The 21,393-nt window shown below is 41.5% G+C and carries 16 protein-coding genes and 1 riboswitch; of the genes, 10 read left to right on the top strand and 6 right to left on the bottom strand.

Features of this window, described 5'->3' with window-relative positions:
- The first annotated feature begins 102 nt into the window (after positions 1-102).
- The 3 genes from ACQ76V_RS02135 to rlmD all read left to right on the top strand — a co-directional run bounded on the left by ACQ76V_RS02135 (position 103) and on the right by rlmD (position 4,557).
- Complete coding sequence (locus ACQ76V_RS02135; protein ID WP_440998814.1) at positions 103-2,508, top strand: BamA/TamA family outer membrane protein; 2,406 nt, start codon at positions 103-105, stop codon at positions 2,506-2,508.
- A gap of 104 nt (positions 2,509-2,612) precedes the next feature.
- Positions 2,613-3,128, top strand: a complete 516-nt coding sequence (locus tag ACQ76V_RS02130; protein WP_440998813.1) for a cyclic nucleotide-binding domain-containing protein — start codon at positions 2,613-2,615, stop codon at positions 3,126-3,128.
- 19 nt (positions 3,129-3,147) lie between these two features.
- Positions 3,148-4,557, top strand: a complete 1,410-nt coding sequence (rlmD, locus tag ACQ76V_RS02125) for a 23S rRNA (uracil(1939)-C(5))-methyltransferase RlmD (protein ID WP_440998812.1) — start codon at positions 3,148-3,150, stop codon at positions 4,555-4,557.
- 38 nt (positions 4,558-4,595) lie between these two features.
- Here the strand turns inward: rlmD and ACQ76V_RS02120 are convergent, their stop codons facing one another.
- A complete protein-coding gene (locus ACQ76V_RS02120; protein WP_440998811.1) occupies positions 4,596-6,104 on the bottom strand; it encodes a S10 family peptidase in 1,509 nt (502 codons plus the stop codon).
- A gap of 170 nt (positions 6,105-6,274) precedes the next feature.
- Between ACQ76V_RS02120 and ACQ76V_RS02115 the strand changes: the two genes are divergently transcribed.
- On the top strand, positions 6,275-7,750 hold the full coding sequence (locus ACQ76V_RS02115) for a phytoene desaturase family protein (RefSeq protein WP_440998810.1): 1,476 nt from the start codon (positions 6,275-6,277) through the stop codon (positions 7,748-7,750).
- A gap of 2 nt (positions 7,751-7,752) precedes the next feature.
- On the opposite strand, the gene ACQ76V_RS02110 is transcribed toward ACQ76V_RS02115, so the two are convergent.
- Positions 7,753-8,259, bottom strand: coding sequence for a metallophosphoesterase family protein (locus ACQ76V_RS02110; protein ID WP_440998809.1), 507 nt, complete (start codon positions 8,257-8,259; stop codon positions 7,753-7,755).
- Between the two features lie 106 nt (positions 8,260-8,365).
- Between ACQ76V_RS02110 and ACQ76V_RS02105 the strand changes: the two genes are divergently transcribed.
- From ACQ76V_RS02105 to ACQ76V_RS02090, 4 genes are all read left to right on the top strand, one after another.
- Positions 8,366-9,388, top strand: a complete 1,023-nt coding sequence (locus ACQ76V_RS02105; RefSeq protein WP_440998808.1) for a glycosyltransferase family 2 protein — start codon at positions 8,366-8,368, stop codon at positions 9,386-9,388.
- A gap of 2 nt (positions 9,389-9,390) precedes the next feature.
- Positions 9,391-10,002: a hypothetical protein gene (locus ACQ76V_RS02100; protein WP_440998807.1), complete on the top strand. Its 612-nt coding sequence runs from the start codon at positions 9,391-9,393 to the stop codon at positions 10,000-10,002.
- Positions 10,003-10,090: 88 nt separating this feature from the next.
- Positions 10,091-11,020: a DUF1684 domain-containing protein gene (locus tag ACQ76V_RS02095; protein WP_440998806.1), complete on the top strand. Its 930-nt coding sequence runs from the start codon at positions 10,091-10,093 to the stop codon at positions 11,018-11,020.
- Between the two features lies 1 nt (position 11,021).
- Positions 11,022-11,780 carry a class I SAM-dependent methyltransferase gene (locus ACQ76V_RS02090; RefSeq protein ID WP_440998805.1) on the top strand — a complete coding sequence of 253 codons (759 nt, stop codon included), beginning with the start codon at positions 11,022-11,024 and terminating at the stop codon, positions 11,778-11,780.
- On the opposite strand, the gene nfo is transcribed toward ACQ76V_RS02090, so the two are convergent.
- Positions 11,759-12,604 carry a deoxyribonuclease IV gene (gene nfo / locus ACQ76V_RS02085; protein ID WP_440998804.1) on the bottom strand — a complete coding sequence of 282 codons (846 nt, stop codon included), beginning with the start codon at positions 12,602-12,604 and terminating at the stop codon, positions 11,759-11,761. The genes ACQ76V_RS02090 and nfo overlap by 22 nt on opposite strands.
- A gap of 131 nt (positions 12,605-12,735) precedes the next feature.
- On the bottom strand, positions 12,736-13,155 hold the full coding sequence (locus tag ACQ76V_RS02080) for a DUF1761 domain-containing protein (RefSeq protein WP_440998803.1): 420 nt from the start codon (positions 13,153-13,155) through the stop codon (positions 12,736-12,738).
- Between the two features lie 249 nt (positions 13,156-13,404).
- Here ACQ76V_RS02080 and ACQ76V_RS02075 point away from each other — a divergent pair, with 249 nt between their 5' ends.
- Positions 13,405-14,523: a hypothetical protein gene (locus ACQ76V_RS02075; protein ID WP_440998802.1), complete on the top strand. Its 1,119-nt coding sequence runs from the start codon at positions 13,405-13,407 to the stop codon at positions 14,521-14,523.
- A gap of 21 nt (positions 14,524-14,544) precedes the next feature.
- A complete protein-coding gene (locus tag ACQ76V_RS02070; RefSeq protein ID WP_440998801.1) occupies positions 14,545-17,064 on the top strand; it encodes an efflux RND transporter permease subunit in 2,520 nt (839 codons plus the stop codon).
- A gap of 266 nt (positions 17,065-17,330) precedes the next feature.
- A riboswitch (TPP riboswitch) is annotated at positions 17,331-17,428 on the top strand.
- Between the two features lies 1 nt (position 17,429).
- Here ACQ76V_RS02070 and ACQ76V_RS02065 read toward each other — a convergent pair.
- Together ACQ76V_RS02065 and ACQ76V_RS02060 are read right to left on the bottom strand one after the other, a co-directional pair.
- A complete protein-coding gene (locus ACQ76V_RS02065; protein WP_440998800.1) occupies positions 17,430-20,105 on the bottom strand; it encodes a cation-translocating P-type ATPase in 2,676 nt (891 codons plus the stop codon).
- A 43-nt stretch (positions 20,106-20,148) separates the two neighbouring features.
- Positions 20,149-21,282: a chemotaxis protein CheB gene (locus tag ACQ76V_RS02060; RefSeq protein WP_440998799.1), complete on the bottom strand. Its 1,134-nt coding sequence runs from the start codon at positions 21,280-21,282 to the stop codon at positions 20,149-20,151.
- Between the last annotated feature and the right edge of the window lie 111 nt (positions 21,283-21,393).

The following is a 21,393-nucleotide window of genomic DNA, read 5'->3' as shown; positions in this document are numbered from 1 at the left end:
TTGATCTGAAAAGAACGTATATTTTTACGGTTGCATGATTTCTTTCATGCAACCGTTTTTTTTGAATATCATAAGCTCTCAAATTTCTTGAAAGGTGTTTTCTTGCGCTCTCTAATAATTTCTCTACTCATCAGTGGGTTTTTACTGCTCTGTAGTGAGGAAGGTATATCTCAAAACTTAGCTCTTGAAAGTGATACCACTAACAAGGTTGTGCGCATTGTTCGCTTTGTAGGCAACGACAATGTTAAGGACAATACCCTCAAAACATTAATACGAACCCAAACAAACCGTGAGTTTTTAGGAATACCGCGATTTACTCCATGGTATTTTATTTGGCAACTCACAAAAAGTTTAGGGGAACCGCCCTCCTATCTAAATCGTGCTACGGTAGCCAACGATATAGAGCGCATCAAACAATATTACAAGACGGTCGGCTTTTTAGAAGCTTCCGTCGATACAAATATCGTTGAATTTAAGAAAGATCGAGTTGAAGTTTCTTTTTTGATTGATGAAGGGCCCGCCTTTTCCATTAACACATTAGCTTATACCGGACTTCCAGAATTTGATAATCCGAAAAAAATAACTCGGTTTTTACATGATAGTCCTCTTACCAAGGATCAGTTAAACGACTCTACCTTTATTGTCAACCAGCGATATTCCGAAAACCAACTTAATGTAGAACGCAATAGAATTATCAATTTTTTAAAAAATAATGGGTTCGCCTCTGCCCAGCGCGACTCGGTAAATTTGCTGGTAAAAAGAGATACCGCCAATTCCAAGCAACTGGACGCCCTCTTTACTATCAATGCAGGAAAGAAATATCGGTTTGGAGATCTCTATATTAGCCTTAGCGGACCGGGTGATAGCTTAAATTATAATCAGCGCGATACTTTGCGGAGCGCCCCCTTTACCATCAACAACAAATCTATTTTTCTCGAAAAGGGAGCCGCAGCCCAGACAAAATTTCAGTTATTAACCAATCAAATTTTATTTAAGCCGGGCGATGTGTTTGATCAATCACTTTATTTACGCACGGTTAATGAATTTCAGAATCTTGGGATGCTCAACATACGCCAATTCGGATTAAGTGAAGACGGTTCATTGCCCGATTATTCCAAAGACGAAATTCCCGTCATGTTTTCTTTACAAACCCTGCCCAGGCATTCGGTAAACCTTAACCTCTTTGGCATGAAGCGCTACGGATTTGGCTCTGGGGCAGGTATCACATATACCAATAATAACCTTTTCGGAAAAGCTGAAAACTTTCAAATTGGAGTTAACGGGAGCTTTGAATATGTGCGTTCACAAACTGTGCGCGACATTGCCTCTGATGCAGATACAAGCTCTAAATCATACGACGGCCGATTCTTCCAAAGCTTCGAAACCCGGGCCGAATATTCTCTACCTCGCTTAATTTTCCCTTTTGCTTCACTTGATAAAAATATTTTCTTCTCAAACGGCCGTACACGGTACTCTCTTTCCTTTACCCGATCCAATCAACTTCTTTTCGATATCAACTCCGATATTCGATTTAACCTTCGCTACGAAGTACAACATAATCAACGGTATTCCAGCTTTTTAGATCTTATTGAGCTTGATCTGCTTGATACCGATCCTTCGCCTGAATTTCAAAATGCCTTAGAAAATCGCTTCGGAGAAAACTCCTTCCAGCTTCAACAGGTGCTTGAAGATTTCCGGCCGCAGGTATCATCTATAATCAGATATACATTTCGCAGTCAGAGAACAGATTTAATCAAAAGAGATCGCGGTTATTTTAGCGAATATTCTATTGCTACCGGGGGAAACATTCCCTATTTGACAGATCGTTTTATCATAACTCCCGACACGCTTGAAGGTAATTTGCCGGCTATTATCCCGGGTAGCCAGAATAGTTTGGCCTACAGCAGATTTGCCAAAGGGACTGCTGATTACCGGCGATATATTCCTCTATCAGATGATGCTGTTTTTGGTTATCGTGGATTTTTAGGCTTAGCCCTACCCTACGGAGAAAGCACTACGATCCCATTAAATCAACGATTTTATGCTGGTGGTGCTAATGATATTAGAGGTTGGGATATTTATAGCTTGGGGCCGGGCGGCATACCACTGGATGATGTCACCATTAACGGCGGGCAAATAAAATTAATGTCACAGGTTGAGTTACGGCAACAAGTTATTGGTAATTTCTTATCGGCGAATTGGATTGCAGCTTTCTTCGCCGATGCTGGCAACGTTTGGTATGGTCCTCGTACAGAATTATCTACTTCAAATTTACAGGATCCTCAACAAATTTCAGAAACCCAACGACAGCAATTGCTTGAGTTAGGCAGGTTCCGTTTTGACGAATTTTACAAACAAATAGCAGTGGGATCGGGCTTGGGACTGCGATTGGATTGGGAGTATGTAATTATTAGATTTGATTTTGCATTCCGAATCCACAATTTACAAAGAGGATGGTTTAATGATAGTAAGCCTTATTTTAGCTTCGGTATCGGTCATTCTTTTTAGCAATACCACCAATTGGTACCATCCCCTTTGGTTAGTAGATTACAGGCAATCAAATTTGTAACTAACTTCTTTGCAATATGTTCGGCTCCAATACATTCAGCAACATGAAAAAAAAGAGTGATCTTATATTCGAATCTCGTTTTTTAAAAAACTTGTCCATGCTGGAACGCTCAGAATTTTTACAGTATTGCCATCGCCGCCAATACAAAGAGGACGAACATATCTATTATCAAGGCGACCCCGGTACAGGAATGTACTTTATAGAGGATGGTAAAGTAGAGCTTATTGTAGAACCTGAGCCCGGAGTCGAAGATCAGAAAACCCACAGCTATGTCATTGAATCACCCGAAAGCTTTGGCGCTCTCTCAATTGGATATGAACTACGTCGAATTTCAAGTGCGAAGTGTATCACTGACTGTACCCTGCTTGGTTTTTTTAAGCCGGATTTTGAAACGCTCAAAAAACGACACCCTACCATTGCGGTAAAGTTTATGGAAACGCTGGCCATGATTGCGATGAAACAACTTGAAATAACTACCAAAGAACTCAAGAAGGCAAGTACGGCCGAACGCGCATTTTCACTACAATTCCAGACTTATATGGAAGCAGAAAAAGAATAGAACTAACTAATAAGATTACATGGCTATTAAGAAAGGTGACGACGTCGAGCTTACCATTGATTCAGCAGCCTATAAAGGTAAAGGGATCGGTAAAATTGATGGATTAGCGATTTTTGTCCCCAATACAGCTCCCGGCGATCGGGTAAAGGCTCGAATCATCAAAAAGAAAAAGAGTTATCGCGAAGCCAAACTTCTCGAAGTTATTGAACCTGGTCCCAATCGTATTGAACCTAAATGCCAGCACGCTAAAAATTGTGGAGGTTGTAATTGGCAGCACGTTTCTTACAATCATCAGCTAAAATTTAAGCGTGATCAGGTTGAAGACCACATGCATCGCATTGGTGATTTGAAAGATATTGAAGTAAATCCTACCATTGGTTGCGATAATAAATTCTATTATCGCAACAAGATGGAGTATTCGATGGGCAACAAGCGTTGGCTAAGCCAAGAAGAAGTCGACCGCGATGAGTTTGTAAGTGACCGCTGTTTTGCGGCAGGATTACACGCACCCGGACGTTTTGACAAGATCCTCAACCTTAATGAATGTCATCTACAAGACCCGATATCTTTCAAAATACTTGATTTTGTACGCTCATGGTGCAATGAATATGATATTGCGCCCTATAACCGTATTGATCACGAAGGATTTATGCGGAATTTAGTGATCCGCAAGGCGCATTATACCGATGATCTGATGGTGAATGTAGTAACCTATAAAGATGATCAGGATGTAGTCGAGGCTCTTTCACATGCTCTTCGGGAACAATTTCCTGCAATTACTACGATTGTGAACAATGTTAATGATACCCGTTCTCCCACGGCCGAAGGGCGTTACGAAAAAGTTCTTTACGGGCCGGGCTATATCACTGACCACATTGGACCCTATCATTTTACAATTGATGCCAATGCTTTTTTTCAAACCAATACCGCACAGGCCGAACAGCTCTATGAAGTTGCTAAATCATTTGCTGATCTTAGTGAAGATGACATACTGTATGACCTGTACTGCGGAGTAGGAACCCTTAGTCTTTTTCTAAGTAGGCACTGTAAACATGTGACAGGTATTGAATTAGAAGAAGTAACCATTAATAATGCCAAGAAGAATGCAAAAGAAAATAACGTTTCGAATGTCTCTTTTATTCAAGGGGATATGAAAGACGTCTTTACCAATGAGGTCACCGATAAATATGGTAACCCTGATTGCCTGATCACCGATCCTCCACGGGCCGGAATGCATCCCGATGTAGTTGAGCGCCTTACGAAATTAAAAGTTCCTAAACTGGTTTATGTAAGCTGTAATAGCTCAACAATGGCCCGCGATTTAAAAGAATTAAGCAAGGTTTACGATATTCAAGAAGTACAACCGGTCGATATGTTTCCCCAGACCTATCACATCGAAACAGTAGCCAAACTTCGGTTAAGGGATTAAAACAATATTGCCTGAGGATGAACCCTCAGGCTAATTTCCTAATATTTTGCAGGAGTTCCCTCCTCTGGTATGGATTGGCGAATAAATTGCCGGATATCTTCATTAGAAGTACGCAGATCTTCTTTTCGTAAATACATCATGTGTCCACTCCGGTATCCTTTAAAGGAGATACGATCCTGTAATTTGCCACTTGGATCCATATTCCAGATTGTGTACTTGGCATCAAAATAAGGAGTACCGCCATCGTAATAACCCGACTGGACCAATACATTTAGATACGGATTTTCAGCCATGGCCGATTGGAGGTTGTTTCCAGTATTATTTCTGTCGCGGTCCCATGGATGTACCGGACCAAACATCCAGTACTGTAAATCAGTGGTATATCCTAAATCACTGCGCAAATAATCATTTATGGCGGGCGTAAACGCATGGTTCCAAGCTGTTAAGGCCGGATCATAATCATACCGATTCCCAGCATTTTCTCTATCCTGGCCCCTATAGCGCGAATCCAAACGTCCCACCGTAAGCTCTTTCTCATCCCGCAGTAACTCTTTCCAGAAAAATGAAGTAGACATACGTAAATTGCGATCCAAGATCTTTTCCTGATCAATTCCGGAATAATAAGATACTTTTTCAGCTATGCGCTGTTTGAGAGAATCGCTTATCGCTCCACCACGGGTAAGCGCCGGAATATATGTATCAACGGTATAGGTTTCGACCTCTCCCAAAATATCACTCAAATCTTGCTGCTGTAGTTCATCAGGCAAGGCCTCATGATACCAAGCTGTTGCGGTAAAATATGGCAGTGTTAAGGCATCCTCTACCGGACCATCACGATCTATACCAAGTCCGGTTGGGGAAACCAGTATAACTCCATTTAAAAACATCCATTGTGAAGATTGCAGTTCATTGGCCAGCCCGGAAACACGGGTTGTGCCATAACTTTCGCCGATTAAAAATTTTGGCGAACTCCACCGATTATGTCGCGACACAAAAGTATCAATCCAGTCAGCTAAATATTCGATATCAGCATTAACACCAAAAAACTTTTCCCGGTCGACTTCTTCGTCCAAAATGCGTGAAAAGCCAGTATTAACAGGATTTACATAGATAATGTCAGCTACGTCAAGTATGGAATGAGGATTATTTTCAACCCCATAAGGCTGTATGGGAAATCCTTCATCGCTAATTTTTACCCTCTTGGGCCCTGTATAACCAATATGCATCCAAACTGAAGCCGACCCGGGTCCACCATTAAATGAAATTACGAGAGGTCTTCGCTCATTATCATCTACATCAGTACGTTCATAGTACGTATAAAATAATGTGGCAATCGGTTCGCCATCATCATTTCGCACCGGTTGATTACCTACTTTTGCTGTATATCTGACCTCTTGGCCATTTATAGTTTGTTCATGCTGCGTTGTAATAGAAGTATCAACAGGGGCCTTCACCGACTGTCCTGCCGTAGAATTAGTCACTCCCATTATGAATCCTACAAACACAAGCGTAGCAGAAAAGTAATGTAGTTTCTTAAAATATTGCATATCGAAGTGGTTTAATACAGTTTTAACATATTACAATTCATAAAATAATTTTCAATTATACAGATACAAATATTCATCATGATAAAAACGTGAAAAAATGTTAAACCCAATGCCCCACCATTATCAATTAATTGTTACTATCATTAGAATTCTTATTATAATTGATTGATATGGATATTAAAATCATAGGTGCGGGCCTCGGTGGACTTGTAGCCTCTTGCCTCTTAGCACAAAATGGTCATGAGGTTACAATCTTAGAAAAGAACAGTTCGCCAGGCGGGAAAATTAACCAGATATCAGCTGGCGGCTACCGATTTGACACCGGCCCTTCCCTGCTTACCATGCCGTTTATCTTGGAAAAACTGTTTGAATATTGTGATGTAAAAATAGATGATTACCTGAATATTCAACCGGTAGATCCCATTTGCCGATACTTTTATCCCAATGGAATTCAGTTTGATTGTTATCAGGATTCAAGTTTAAATACTGCTCAAATTCAACAATTTGCCCCGGATGATGTTCAGTCATATAAAGAGTTTATAGCGTATGCTGAGCAGCTTTTTGAACGCACCAAGGACGCCTTTCTATTTAATCCTTTGTACGGCCTTTCTGATTTGAGCGAACTTCACTTAATGGACTTCTTCAAAATTGATGCTTTTCGAACCGTATCCGAGCGGGTGGATAAACAATTTAAATCAGAAGAGTTGCAGCAATTTTTTAAGCGATTTACGACTTATAACGGCTCTTCGCCTTATCAGGCTCCGGCCACCCTCAACGTCATTCCCCATGTTGAACTATCGATGGGCGGATATTATCTCGATGGTGGCATGTACTCGCTTATTGAGGCTCTCACTTCACTTGCAAAACGTAAGAATGTAACCATACAATATGATACCGAAATAAAGCAGATAAACACTGCAAAAAGCAATATCAAAGGAGTTACTGATGCTGAAGGCAATATCCATACTGCTGACATTATAGTAGCTAATTCAGATGCCTCTGAGACCTATCTCAACCTAGTCGATAAAGAAGATATCTCCATCCTTAAACGAAAAAAAGTTGCCAATGTAGAACCCTCATGTTCCGGCTTTGTGCTTCTGCTGGGAATTGATAAAACATACAATGCGCTGACCCATCACAACATTTTCTTTTCGCAGAATTATAAGCAGGAGTTCAAGCAGATTTTTGAAGACAAGGTGATGCCAGAAGATCCCACCATTTATATAGCCAATACCTCTCATACCAATCCGGAGGATGCTCCGGAAGATAGTTCTAATTTATTTATTCTGGTCAATGCTCCCTACTTAAGTGATAACATTGATTGGGCAAACAAGAAAGAACAGTATAAAGAAAAGGTCATACAGAAACTCCAAGAGCAGGGATTAACCGATTTGAGTGATCATATCGAATATTCTAATGTCATTACGCCTAAAGACTTCTATCAAAAATATCGGAGTAATAAAGGCAGTATTTACGGCACTTCATCAAACAGCAAACTTGCCGCTTTTATGCGTCCGAAAAATAAAAGTCGGGCGGTTAAAGGGTTATATCTGGTAGGTGGGAGCACACATCCCGGAGGCGGAATACCACTGGTTACGCTTTCTGCATTTCATGCGGTAGAACTGATTAACCGATTTGAAGAGTAGGATTATTTTTCTCCTTTTTGCCCAAGATTTATTACCTCCACATCTTGGACCTTTCCATTATCAATAGTAAATCGGACGCAGGTTCGATACACTTGAAAACCATACCGCCCGGCAGCACCCGGATTAATAAAAAGCATTTTATCTTTTTCCTGATCACGACCAATTTTAAGGATATGCGAATGTCCGCAAATAAAAACATCCGGCGGATTTTTTTCCATCTCGTCTCTGATTGGAATGCAATAGCGACCCAATGTTCCGCCGATATGGGTCATCCAAAAATCAATCCCATCACGCGAAAACCGTTGATGCAACGGGTACTCCTGCCGAATATCCTGACCGTCGATATTGCCATAAACACCGGTTAATGGGGCTATATCTTGCAGGGTATCAGCGATTTCAATGGTCCCAAAATCACCCGCATGCCATATTTCATCACGGTCTTCAAAATAGTCCAGTACCTGCGGGTCGAGATAGGAATGGGTATCCGAAATTAATCCAACTTTGATCATAGTAGATTCTTTATCATCTTCAGCTCTATAATAACGTTTTTACTGCCGTCTTATGATTCCAAGAAAATATTAAGAAAAACAATTTATTGGTCATTAAAAATCAAATATGCCCTTTTTTAGCATCATTATTGTATCATGGAATGCATTGCATCATCTTAAAACTTATTTTCCGAGCGTGGCTGCTACCGACTATCCCAACTACGAAATTATTCTGGCCGATAACGCCTCAACTGATGGGTCGAAACAATGGATAAGAGATCACTTTCCAGGTACAAAAATTGCCGAATTTGATAAAAATTATGGCTATTGTGGTGGAAATAACAGAGCTGTTCCTTATGCTAATGGTAATATCCTTGTTTTCTTAAATAACGACGTGCGGGTAGAACCTGATTGGCTCGAAAACATCGCGCTATGCTTTCAGAAAAATGAAAACATAGCCGCAGTGCAACCTAAAATGCTTTGGGATAAAAATCCCGAATATTTCGAATACGCTGGAGCAGCGGGTGGTTTTCTTGATCTATTTGGATACCCATTTTGTCGCGGACGCGTGTTTGATACTTTGGAAAAAGATCAGGGACAATACAATCATGAATCGGATATCTTATGGGCCAGCGGCGCTGCTTTAGCCATACGAAAAGAACTGTTTGAGAAAATTGGGCCATTTGATGAGGATTTTGAATTTCACATGGAAGAAATTGACCTCTGCTGGCGCCTCTGGAATATGGGGTATCGCGTCCGCTATTGTCCCCAAAGTACAGTCTACCACTTGGGAGGCGGTTCATTGCCGATGGATTCTCCCCGAAAACTTTATTACAACTACCGTAATAACCTCAGAATGATCTGGAAAAACAGTAGTAGTCATACTATTGCCTGGCAATTTATCGGGCGATATCTGCTCGATATTGCAGCGGCCTTTAAGACCCTTGCCGAAGGAGATTTTGAATCATTCAAGGCAATCTACCGAGCCCATCGCGATTTCTGGAAAGGATTTTACAATACCTATCAAAAACGCCACTTTTTGCAACGGCAACGCAAGGTTGAGAACAACCCCTCCCCATTGCTTTCCAAAGCCATTGTGTGGGAATATTTTATGAAGGGCAAAAGAAAATTCAGTGAAATATTTACTTAGCAATGCATTCCGGGAAAATTAAAGAACAAGCCATTTCTTTTTTACAAAAGTGGTGGGCTTCTCTGCTGATGGTACCGTTAATGATCTATTCTCTGCACCAGGTTTATTGGGCTATCAATTATAACATCTACTTTGCAGTAAATTACAGCTATCCCTTCCCCCTCAATATTATCTATCTATTTATCGATACCTTTCTGCTGATCACTCACGAAGCCGGTCACTCCTTCTTTTGGCTGCTTGGCTTTCGATTTCTCACAGTTCTTGGGGGATCGCTTTTTCAAATTCTGCTTCCGCTGGCCATTCTCGGTTACTGTTGGATTAATCGAAAATATATTGGGCTGCAATTTTCTTTCCTGCTCCTCGGCATCAGCTGGCTGGATGTTGCAACCTATGCTGCTGATGGCGGTGCGCGGCAATTGCCCCTTATTGGCGGCTTGGGAAAAGAATCCCACGATTGGTATAATTTATTGGTTCAGATTAATGCGCTGGAATATGATCTTCGCATCGGAATCTCTTTCATTGTGATGGGCATTCTATGTTATGTGATGGCACTCTTCATTCCCCTGCTCTATCAAAAAAACAAACAGGTGGATATTGAATTAATACTGGATTGAAGTGCATCCTTGTTGGGTATCCGTAAAACGCTGAGGGTACTTTTTCTGTTTAAAAAAATCGAACTTAATTTATTTACTATTTCCAATAATGATCAACAGCCAATACTTTCTGAAAAATACCTTCATCATCTTCATTCTATTTGTTGGGGCTATTGGCTGTAGCTCTAATGAAAAACAAACAGAGGCTGAACACCTCAAAGAAGTAAACGCTTGGCATCAAGTACGCATCGACAACCTACTGGGACCTGAGGACTGGCTAAAACTGGCAGGTTTATATGAACTGGAAGAAGGTCAACAAAGTTTTGGGGCCGACTCAACAAATGACTTAGTATTTCCTCCCAAAGCTGCTCCAACAGTTGGGACTATCACCAAAAAAGATACGACCATTACCCTTCAAGTACACGACGATGTGGTAGTCACTCACAATCAAGATACGGTCTCGGAAATTACAAAAATACCCGGCAACGCCCGATCGGGGACCGTACTTAAGCATCAATCCCTGATATGGTATCTCATTGATCGACGCGGAACCTACTATATTCGTCTTGTGGATGAAGAACATCCCAACCTTACTGCTTTTGACGGTATTCAACGCTTCCCCATCGACTCCAAATGGCGGATAAAAGCGGAGTTTAATCCCTTTGATGACCCCAAGCCCATTACCGTTCCTGACGTCTTAAACGAAGGCTTTTCGGATACCCTGTACGGTACGCTTAAATTTTCTGTTGATGGCAAAGAGTATACCCTGGCACCGCTTAATCATCCAATAAAAGGCGATAAGTTTTTCATTATTTTTGGCGATAAAACCAACGGGGAATCGACTTATGGAGGCGGACGATATATCTATATTCCAACCCCTGATGAGAATGGTAATACCTATATCGATTTCAATAAATCATACAATCCACCCTGCGTGTTTACCGATTATGCTACCTGTCCCCTGCCTCCGTCCCAAAACCGATTACCGATAGCCATTCCGGCCGGTGAGAAAATGTTTAAAGACGCCCAATCGTATTAATATGTCAACATCCGAGAAACGATTTTCTGAGCAAGCTGATCTTTATGCAAAGTATCGCCCCAACTATCCCCATGGACTGTATGATTTCATTTTTGAGCATCTCCATCAAAAGAAAACAGCTTGGGACTGCGCTACGGGATCTGGTCAAGTGGCAAACTACCTTTCAGATCATTTTGATCGGGTTTTTGCCAATGACATTAGTGAGGAGCAACTTAGCTATGCTCCAGAGAAGGAGAATATCACCTATCTAAATACCCCCGCAGAACATTCCGGCCTCCCCCATGACACCTTCGATCTGATTACCACAGCGCAAGCTATTCACTGGCTTAAGTTCGATGAATTTTATGACGAAGTACGCAGGACTGCCCGAAAAAACGCCCTGCTCGCGGTAATCGGTTACGGTATGATTCGCATACCAGAGGTAAATCCCATTATTGATGAACTGTATCAAGAAGCGTTCGAACAGTATTTTAATGAAAACAGAACATACTTGGACAAGCAATATCAAACTATTCCATTTCCCTTTGATGAGATTGAGAGTCCTGATTTTGAAATGACTTATCAATGGTCATTTGATCATTTGAAAGGCTATTTTAATAGCTGGTCGGCCGTACAAAAAATAAAATCTGAACAAGGGTATAATCCTGTTGATAAAACTATCACAAAATTGAAATCCACATTTACTAATAGCAAAAACATACCCGTTACCTTTCCCTTCTTTTTACGCTTGGGAAAGGTTCATTCATCAACCAACTCATAAAGCATTTCAATCTCCTGTGGCCAGCGTTCGGTATTCGGGGTTTCCAAAATCATTGGAATATCATCAAAACGGTTATCCTGCATTAGTAGCTTAAATCCCTTCAACCCAATGTTACCTTCTCCAATATTATCATGACGATCAACACGACTGCCCAATGCCTTTTGGGAATCATTCAGGTGCATCCCCTTGAGGTATTCAAAGCCGATTTTTTCCTCAAATTTCTTCCACATGGCTTCGTACCCCTTCTCGGTTGACAAATCATATCCTGCAGCAAAAGCATGGCAGGTATCAATACATATACCTATCCTGCCTTTATCATCAACCTGATCAATAATTCGCGCCAAATATTCAAACTTATACCCTACGCTCGTCCCCTGTCCGGCTGTATTTTCAATGACAGCTGTTACACCTTCAGTTTGTTTCAGCGCCCAGTTCAGTGATTCGGCATTACGATCTAAACATTTTTCCACGCTCATTTTATCGAGGTGATTTCCCGGGTGAAAATTGAGCAGATTGATGCCCAACTGCTCGCAGCGCTGCATTTCATCCAAAAAAGCATTCCTGGATTTCTGTAACTGTTGCTCTTCGGGATGTCCCAAATTAATTAGGTAACTATCATGGGGAATGACCTGATCCATGGAGTACCCAAACTCTTCGCAACCGGCCTTAAAGCCTTCAATGTTTTCTTTGGTGAGTGGCGGACCTTCCCACCTGCGTTGATTCTTTGTAAATAAAGCAAATGCCTTTGCTCCTATTTTATGTGCCCGCTTCGGGACATTCTCGACGCCGCCTGCGGCACTTACATGTGCTCCGATATATTTCATTGAATTTGAAATCAGTTAAATACTTGTTAGAAAGTGAAATGGAAATAATTTAAAAGCAGGAGCAAATTCAAACAAAAAGTATAATAACATCCGAAAGGATTAAACTTCATAAAATGTAATTGAGTGCGCAGTTACTTCCAGGCCCCTAAAATTAATCCCATGATAGTAAAAGTTACGGTCCAATATCCCCCGTTGATAAAAATGTACTTCCAGGATTTTTGTTCATATAAACCGTTTACCGCCAAAGCAAAAAACACCCAACCAAATCCAGCTAAAAAGCCATAAAAAGCTCCCATTGTAGCATTCATCATCTCGGCGGCCTCCGGCGACCCTGTTAAGAACACCGCCAAATTAAAGGCCATGATGAGCTCAAAAAGAAAAGCGAAGCCAAATATTTTTGCCATATTCCCCTGTTGAACTTGCTCTTCTGATAATCCCACAACATTCATCCACGACTTACCAAAAAGCGGTCCATACCAAAGCCATCCCACTAAAAAAGTAGAAAGCGTAGCTGCCAATATTGCGAACATGTTGATATTTGAAAAGTCCATAATCTTCTACCCTTTTTTTTATATGATTGTTCTTAACAAGGTAAATAAAAATCCGAAATTAATTTATATAATATCCATAAACTAATTAGCAACAATGGATTAAAACAATCTATTTATAATTTTGTAGGGCTATACACTACAATGTTTTTCATCAATAGGTTACATCTGCAAGGGGTAATACGCTACGGCAGTTACCCAGTAAAAAGTAGTATTTACTTAAAAAGAGGCTTTTCATTAATCCCGGTTATTATGTATCAAAAATTCATCTTTTGGACGACGTTTCTACTTCTTTTACCGATAATATTACTTGCCCAGCCATCGACCTATAAACTTGGTTCCACCATTCGGATAAACTCCGGTGATACCCTGTCTAACAATGTACTCTCAGCAGCTGAAGTTGTGGAGATCTATGGCTATTTGGAAGACGATCTTTTTGCGGCTGCAAACAATATTGTAATTGGAGGCACTATTACTGACGATGCCATTATGGGAGCGGAAAGCATCAACTTAAATGGATCTGTAGGGGATATGGTCGTTGCGGCAGGAGAATCTATCACGATCAACGGAGAGGTAGGAGGCGATCTTTTTATTGCGGGTAATGAAATAAGACTCACGCCTGATGCTATCATTCGCGGGAACGTCATTATTGCCGGAAACGAAGTTCAGCTCGAAAATAGTACAATTGAGGGTTGGCTTCGCATATATGGAAATGAGGTAAGGCTTGGAGGTACAGTAAATCGCTATGTAGACCTCTATGTCAATGACCTTACTTTTGCAGATAATTATAACCCCCTCGAGGCTACTACATTCACTACTTCCAGTGCAATAAAAGCTGAAGACATACCTAACGCACCTGAAAACCTCACTATCATTGTAGAAAAACAAGATGGATGGGCAGTAAAACTATTATTCAGTTTATGGATTTCTATTTCCATTTTGATCATCGGGATGTTACTGCTGACCATTTTCCCCCAGACCACCGTTGACCTTTATCGATTTTCGCAAGAGCATTATATGAAAAATACATTCATCGGATTACTCCTCTTTTTGGGAATTCCTATCATTAGTATTTTGCTGCTACTGCTTATCTTTACCATTCCCTTATCTTTTATAATATGGACCTTGTACACCATCACGTTACTAATAAGTTACCTTTTGGTTGCCCTCTTATTTGGCTCATTGGCGATTCGATATTTCAAAACAGAAGCGTTCACAGATTATTATTGGGGCCTTATACTGGGAATGGTAATTATCTTTCTACTAACAATGATTCCTTATGCAGGCCCGATTATAAACGTAATACTAATTTTCTATGGGCTTGGTTCTGTTTTACGGTATTTCTGGACAATGAGAGGAAATGCCATTTAACACTTTTAGCAGGTTAACCCTATGGAAACGATTTTTAACAGGTTACAACGGATCTTAAAATCCATTATTCGTTTTCCAATTTCAGCTCTTGTAGTTAGCCTCGTTTTAAGCATCATAGGATTGGTACTGGCCACCAACCTTCGGGTTGATACCGACCTTTCTGAGCTTATTCCAGACGATTATCCCAGCGTACAAGCCCTGCAAAAGCTTCAAGAACAAGTTGGTGCCGAACATGAAGTGGCTGTAATTATAGAGAGCCCTTCACTGGAAGCAAATAAAGCATTTGCCGAAGCACTCATTCCTCAAGCATTACAAATGCAGCAGGCAAACGGCAATCCATATTTTGTCCGTGCAGAATATCGCAAAGAGATAACCTTCATAAAAGAAAATGCCCTTTATTTCGCTACCGATAAAGAGTTGGATCAACTGCAAGATTACCTGGTTCAAAAAATTGATAAGGCAAAAGAAGAAGCAAACCCGTTTTATTTTGAACTGGATGATGAAGAATCTTCTGAGTTGGATTCTCTGGGCAACGAGCTAAGCAACCTGTACAATGAGCTTATTGGAGCCGAATATGCTATCTCACCGGATTCCACTGCACTAGCGGTCAAACTATTTCCGAGCGGATCCCAAACCGACCTCACCTTTGTTCGTAATACCTATAGCGAGCTGCAAAACCTTGTCAATCGGATAAGACCGGCCGACTTTCATCCCAATATGAATATTGTTTTGGCAGGACGGCTGATCCGGACACTCATCGAAGTACAAGCTATTACCAAAGATATCATAAACTCTTTTGGGGCCGGAGCATTACTACTGCTTGTATTTGTAGTGCTCTACTTTCAATACAAAAGCTATCGATCTCAAGCCGGTGACTATTTTTCCTTTAGTCTGATGCTTAAACAGTTTCGCCATATTCCGGCTCATGCGCTCATTGTTGCTCTACCCATGGCATTCAGCTTAACCCTTACTTTTGGAATTGCATGGCTGGCCTATCAAAAACTAACCATCATGACCGCTACCTTGGGGTTGCTTCTTTTTGGAATGGGTATAGATTTTGGGATCCATTTTTTTGCTCGATACACCGAGGAACGAGAAACGAATTCCATACCTGATGCCCTTATAAAAACATTTATGACTACAGGACAGGCTATTGCCATTGTGGGGATAACAACAGCCGCAGCATTTTTTATTCTTATGCTGGCAGACTTTAAAGGATTCAGTGAATTCGGATTTATTGCGGGCGTAGGCCTTCTTCTCTCTATTATTGCCTATATCTTTGTACTGCCGGCCTTGTTAGTAATTCTTGAACAAATCAAGTGGCTTAATTTATCCGATCATCCTCTTAAAAAAGTGCAAGAAGATACTTCGACGCCTGCAAAACAACAATCCCGTAGAAACCTGACAATATCATATATAATTATAGCCATTGCGCTCATTATAACAGCAGTAACCGTTGTCGAACTTCCTAATTTAAAATTTGAATATGATTTCGCAAAGTTAGAACCGGAATATAAGGAATATACCGTATTGCGTGATGAAATGAATAAGGTGTATAGTGACCGGAAAACCCGCAATGCAGCTTACATAATTGTTGATACCCCCAGCCAAGCTATTGCTGTAGCCAATCAACTTCGTAGCCATATAGCTACCGATACCTTAACACCCACCATACGATCAGTAGAAATCTTCCAGGATCGTTACCGGGAAGACAGTGTTGCTGCTCAAAAGCAGTTAAATCGCATTAATGATATCCGTGAGCTACTTCAAGACCCATTCCTTAAAGATTCAAATGATCCACAGATAGCACAATTACGTCAGGCAGCATCCACAAAGAGTTTCATTCCATTGGAGGATGTTCCTGCCTTCATAAAAGATCCCTTTACCTCTAAAACGGGAGAAATTGGCACTTTAGTGATTATACATCCATCTGTTGGGCTTGCTGACGGACGTAATTCAATACTTTTTGCTGATGATGTTGGTGAAATCACCATTCCCAATGGGCAAACATTTTATGCGGGATCAACCTCAATTGTCGCCTCTGATATGCTCCGGCTGATGATAGAAGAAACACCCATTATGGTCACCCTCACTATCCTATTCATCATCATCTTTAAACTTATAGTTTTGCGCAAGATAAAATGGATGATTTTAGCTTTACTTCCGCTTACAGCCAGTTTTCTTTGGATGTTCGGATTACTTGAAATTGTGGGATGGAAGCTCAATTTCTACAACCTTGTAGTGCTGCCTACGGTCTTGGGTATTGGTGACGACAGTGGCATCCATCTGGTCCATCGATATCTGGAAGAAGGCAAGGGTTCGATCCGCAAGGTTCTTACCTCAACCGGTGAACATATTACCGTAAGTGCAATTACTACGATGCTCGGCTTTGCCGGTCTTCTTTTTTCCATACATCCGGGAATGAGATCAATAGGAGAAATGGCCGTTTTAGGTATTGGATTGACCCTATTTGCGGCATTATTCTTATTACCTGCTCTCTTAACCGTATTTGAACAAAAATCAAATATTAGGCATCCGTGAGCTATTTTGTGTAATGAAAATTTCTACACGTTGTATCGGATTCTGCCTACAGATGTATTCCTACTCCGGTATTATATTGATTGTAGATAAAAACAGGAGAGTTTGACATTTTGAAATTGCACGGCCCTATGAATGCTACGGTATAATATGAGGGTAAGTCCAAATTAATGACCGGAGACTTCTTCTTGGAAACTGGCCTACATCAGGCTTTTCAAAGTTGTGTGCAACGGTCTAAAATTCATCGGTATAACAATACCGATAATAAAGCCAACAGTTGAGGGTGCTTTGATAATTCAAGGCTGAGATTATACCTCCAATACTTAATTCAGATAATGCTGAAATAAGGAAACTGTTGGCTTTTTTTATTATTGGCAAATCTGAAAATCAGTTTCAAAGGTTTTCCACAGTTGTCCCACCAAAAGCGGAACGCCACTCATGCCAAAGACTACTATCCAACCGGTTGCTGTCGGGGGAGTAACTTTTAGCACATCACTGAATACCGGCACATAAACCGCCATAAAAAGCAAGCCCGTGCACAACAATAGTGCGCCCCAAACGTAGCTATTTTTTGTAATCGTATTATTCCAAAACTTGGAACCGCTGCTGCGCATGTTAAATACATGCCATAACTGGGCAAAAGCAAGCGTTAAAAAAGACAAGGTGACTGCTTTATCTGCCGATAGCATCAAGTATTCCATTCCAATAAAAAGTGATCCCAGAACTGATACTGTGATAATTAAGGCATATCCGGCTATTCCCATCCACTCGCTACCACCTAAAATAGATTGATCCGGATTATTCGGCGGTTTTTGCATAATCCCCTCCTCGGCCTCACCAACACCCAATGCCAAGGCCGGAAAAACATCAGTTACCAAATTCAAAAACAGGATCTGCAATGGCAAAATGGGCAAGGTCGTTCCCACTATGGTTGCCATAGCTACCACCATCACTTCACTCACATTGCACGACATCAGGTAATAAATAAAACGACGTATGTTATTAAAAATCACGCGCCCCTGTTCTATTGCACTTACAATGGTGGAGAAAGCATCATCCGTAAGAACCATATCGGAGGCCTCTTGCGCTACCTGTGTGCCCCTTTGCCCCATGGCAATACCAATATCGGCCTTCTTAAGAGCGGGCGCATCATTTACACCATCCCCCGTCATCGCTACAATTTGCCCTTTCTTTTGAAACAGCTCAATAAGATCCAGTTTTTGGTTGGGACTCACACGAGAAAAGACCGATGTGTGATAGATACGATTAGCCTCTTCGCTGTCTAAATCCAAGCCGGCTATATCAGGTAACTCTCTGCCGTGAATAGCTTCACGGTTTTTCGGATCAATTCCAACGGCCTCAGCAATTGATTCCGCTGTTGCCTTTTGGTCGCCAGTTATCATCACCACCCGAATCCCTGCCTGCTGACACCGCAAAATAGCAGGTTTCACATCACTGCGGGGCGGATCGTTCAGTGCTATAAGCCCCACCAACGTTAACTCTTCGTAGGGATTTCCTTCGGTCGTATTCACCGTTTTAACAGCTAATGCCAACATGCGCAACCCTTCTTGTCCCAGCTTCAGATTAAGTTCCTCCCACTGTTGGCGATCCTGCTTTTGTAACGGTTTTACATTCCCATCCATCATAACCGAACTGCAAACATCCAGAACCGCACCCGGCGCCCCCTTCACACTAACCCGGTATTCTCCGTCATTCAACTGATTCCAGGTTGCCATCATTTTCACATCCGCATCAAAAGATTCCTCCCGTACTTCTCTATATTGTGACGAGAGTTCATCAAGCGCTATTCCTCCTTTTTTAGCGGCCTCAAGCAATGCCACCTCCAGTGGATCACCCGTCCCGCCTTTCTTTTGGTGATGCAGCGATGCGTTGTTGCAGAGAACCCCCACTTCTAGAGCCAATCTTAGATCACTGTTATCTGTAGCAGTTTGCTCAGACAAATTAACATCCCGATCTCCTGAAAGATAGATACCGGTAGCCGTCATTTTGTTTTCTGTCAGCGTTCCGGTTTTATCCGTGCAGATAATTCCGGTAGCCCCTAACGTTTCTACCGATGACAGTCGGTTCACTAAAGCATTCTTCTTAGCCATAAGCCGAATACCTTTAGCCAGAGCGATAGTGGCCACAATAGGTAATCCTTCCGGGATCGCAGCTACAGCTAATGCAATGCCCGTTTCAATCATCAAATACAATTCTTTGCCGGCCCAGATGCCTGATCCCACCACAAACAGCACTATCAGTAGTGTTACCGCAATTAAGCGATAGCCAAGCTTATCGAGCCGCTCTTCAAGTGGGGTTTGCTCTTGATCAGCTTCCTCAACCAGCGATGAAATTGCTCCCAGTTCGGTGTCTAATCCGGTTGATATTACGACCGCCTCACCTGCCCCACGTGTTACTGCCGTCCCTTTGTAAAGCATGCTACTCCGCTCAGCCAATACGGTATCTTTTGCAATCGCATCAGCCTGTTTTGATACCGGCAAACTTTCTCCTGTAAGCGCTGATTCATCCGCCTGTAACTTGGATTGTTCCATAATGCGCAGATCAGCAGTGATAATATCGCCTCCTTCGATGATGACCACATCCCCCGGCACCAAATCTTCGGCATCAACTTCTAAAATCTTACCTGCTCGGCGGACTCTCGTGGCCACTTTTCCCAACTTGAAAAGAGCTTCCATGGAGCGAACGGCGCGTAGTTCGGTAAAAAATCCGATACCGGTATTAATAATGATCACAATCATAATGGCCCAACCGTCCACATATTCACCCAGCCAAAATGCGAAAAGCGCAGCAGCAGCCAATAGAAGAATAATTATACTCTTTAGCTGAGCGATCAGAATCTCAGCTAAACTACGCTTTTTATGCTGGCGAAGCTGATTAGCTCCATACTTTTTTTGTCGCTGTTCAACTTGTTTAGTGGAGAGTCCATCTTCCGAATTAACCTCTAATTCTTGAAGAATTGTGGATATATCCAGTGCCCACGGTTGTTTGTCATAGAATGGATTGGTATCAGCTGATCTGTCCATAGATGAATATTATCATATTCTGCATGATGTATCTATGGATAATCTAAAACAAATAATTGGTATTTATTGGATCTTTTTCCTGCGAATAATAATCACTGCTAACAAGCATAGAGCGCTTAGTAATTTGCTGCGCAATATTTTGTGGAGTACAATACATTTTAGTCAACCCCTGCGAAATAGCCGACAATGGAAGCTCTGAAGCAATGGCAGATCGGGGATCCTGAATGATAAGTTTCCCGGAGTGTTTTGTTATCTCTTCCGCACCACTCAATCCATCACATCCACAGCCACTAAGTAATACTCCAAGTGTCTTATTACCAAAAATATTGGCGGCAGACCGGAAAAGCACATCAATGGATGGGCGCATGTTATTTTCACGGGGTCCTCGATGTACGGATGCCACTATTTTTGAAGCTGAATGAGAAATTTCACATTGATATCCACCAGGTGCAACATAAACAGTGCCAGCCTCCAGGCTTTCCCCATTTTGAACTTCTCGAACTGGTATCTTGCAAAAAGAATCTAAAGAATGAGCTAAATATTCGGTATAGATCCGTGGCAGATGCTGCACTATTACTACTGGGACTGTCAAATCCTCGGGTAAGTTACTTAGAATTTCAAAAAGTGCTTGTACGCCTCCTGTACATCCACCAATCACTACAACTTCAATCGGCTGCTGGTCTTCAACTCCCGGAGTAAAATCCTCAAAACTTTTTTGCGGCTGCGTCAACGACTCGAGCATAACATTATCAACAAGTTGTTGCTCATTCATTTTATAAATAGCCTTAATTAAAGGCTGCAAACGTTTTTTAAGATGGCGTTCTGCAAAAAGAATGAGATTCTTTGACTCTGGCTTGGTAATGAAATCAATGGCTCCCAAACGAAGTGCCGTTATAGCCGCTCTTGCCCCATCTTTACTGCGGGGACTTATCACAACCACCGGTAAATTGCTAAATGTTGTCCGTATCTTTTGCAAAATATCTAAGCCTTCGCCCTCAATATTTTCGATACTTAACAAAACAATATCAGGCTCAACGTCACGAACAACTGTTTCTACCGTATCAAACTCATCATTCAACCAAAACACCCGGAATTGTTCATGTTGTTGCAGAATGGTAGTTATCGCCCTTCTTACGAGAATGTTTTTATCAATAATCAGAACATTTATGATATCCATAGCAAAAATTTTTCTGGGGCAGTCAAATTGTGATTCCGTGAAAATGAATGTATGAAATTATTCTCCGGTCCCATGTACGTACTACGATATGGTAGATGTAAGAAATTCTAC

The organism is Fodinibius sp. SL11 (assembly GCF_052060035.1).
Classification (GTDB): Bacteria; Bacteroidota; Rhodothermia; order Balneolales; family Balneolaceae; genus Fodinibius.
This window is presented reverse-complemented; position numbering and strand designations above follow the sequence as displayed.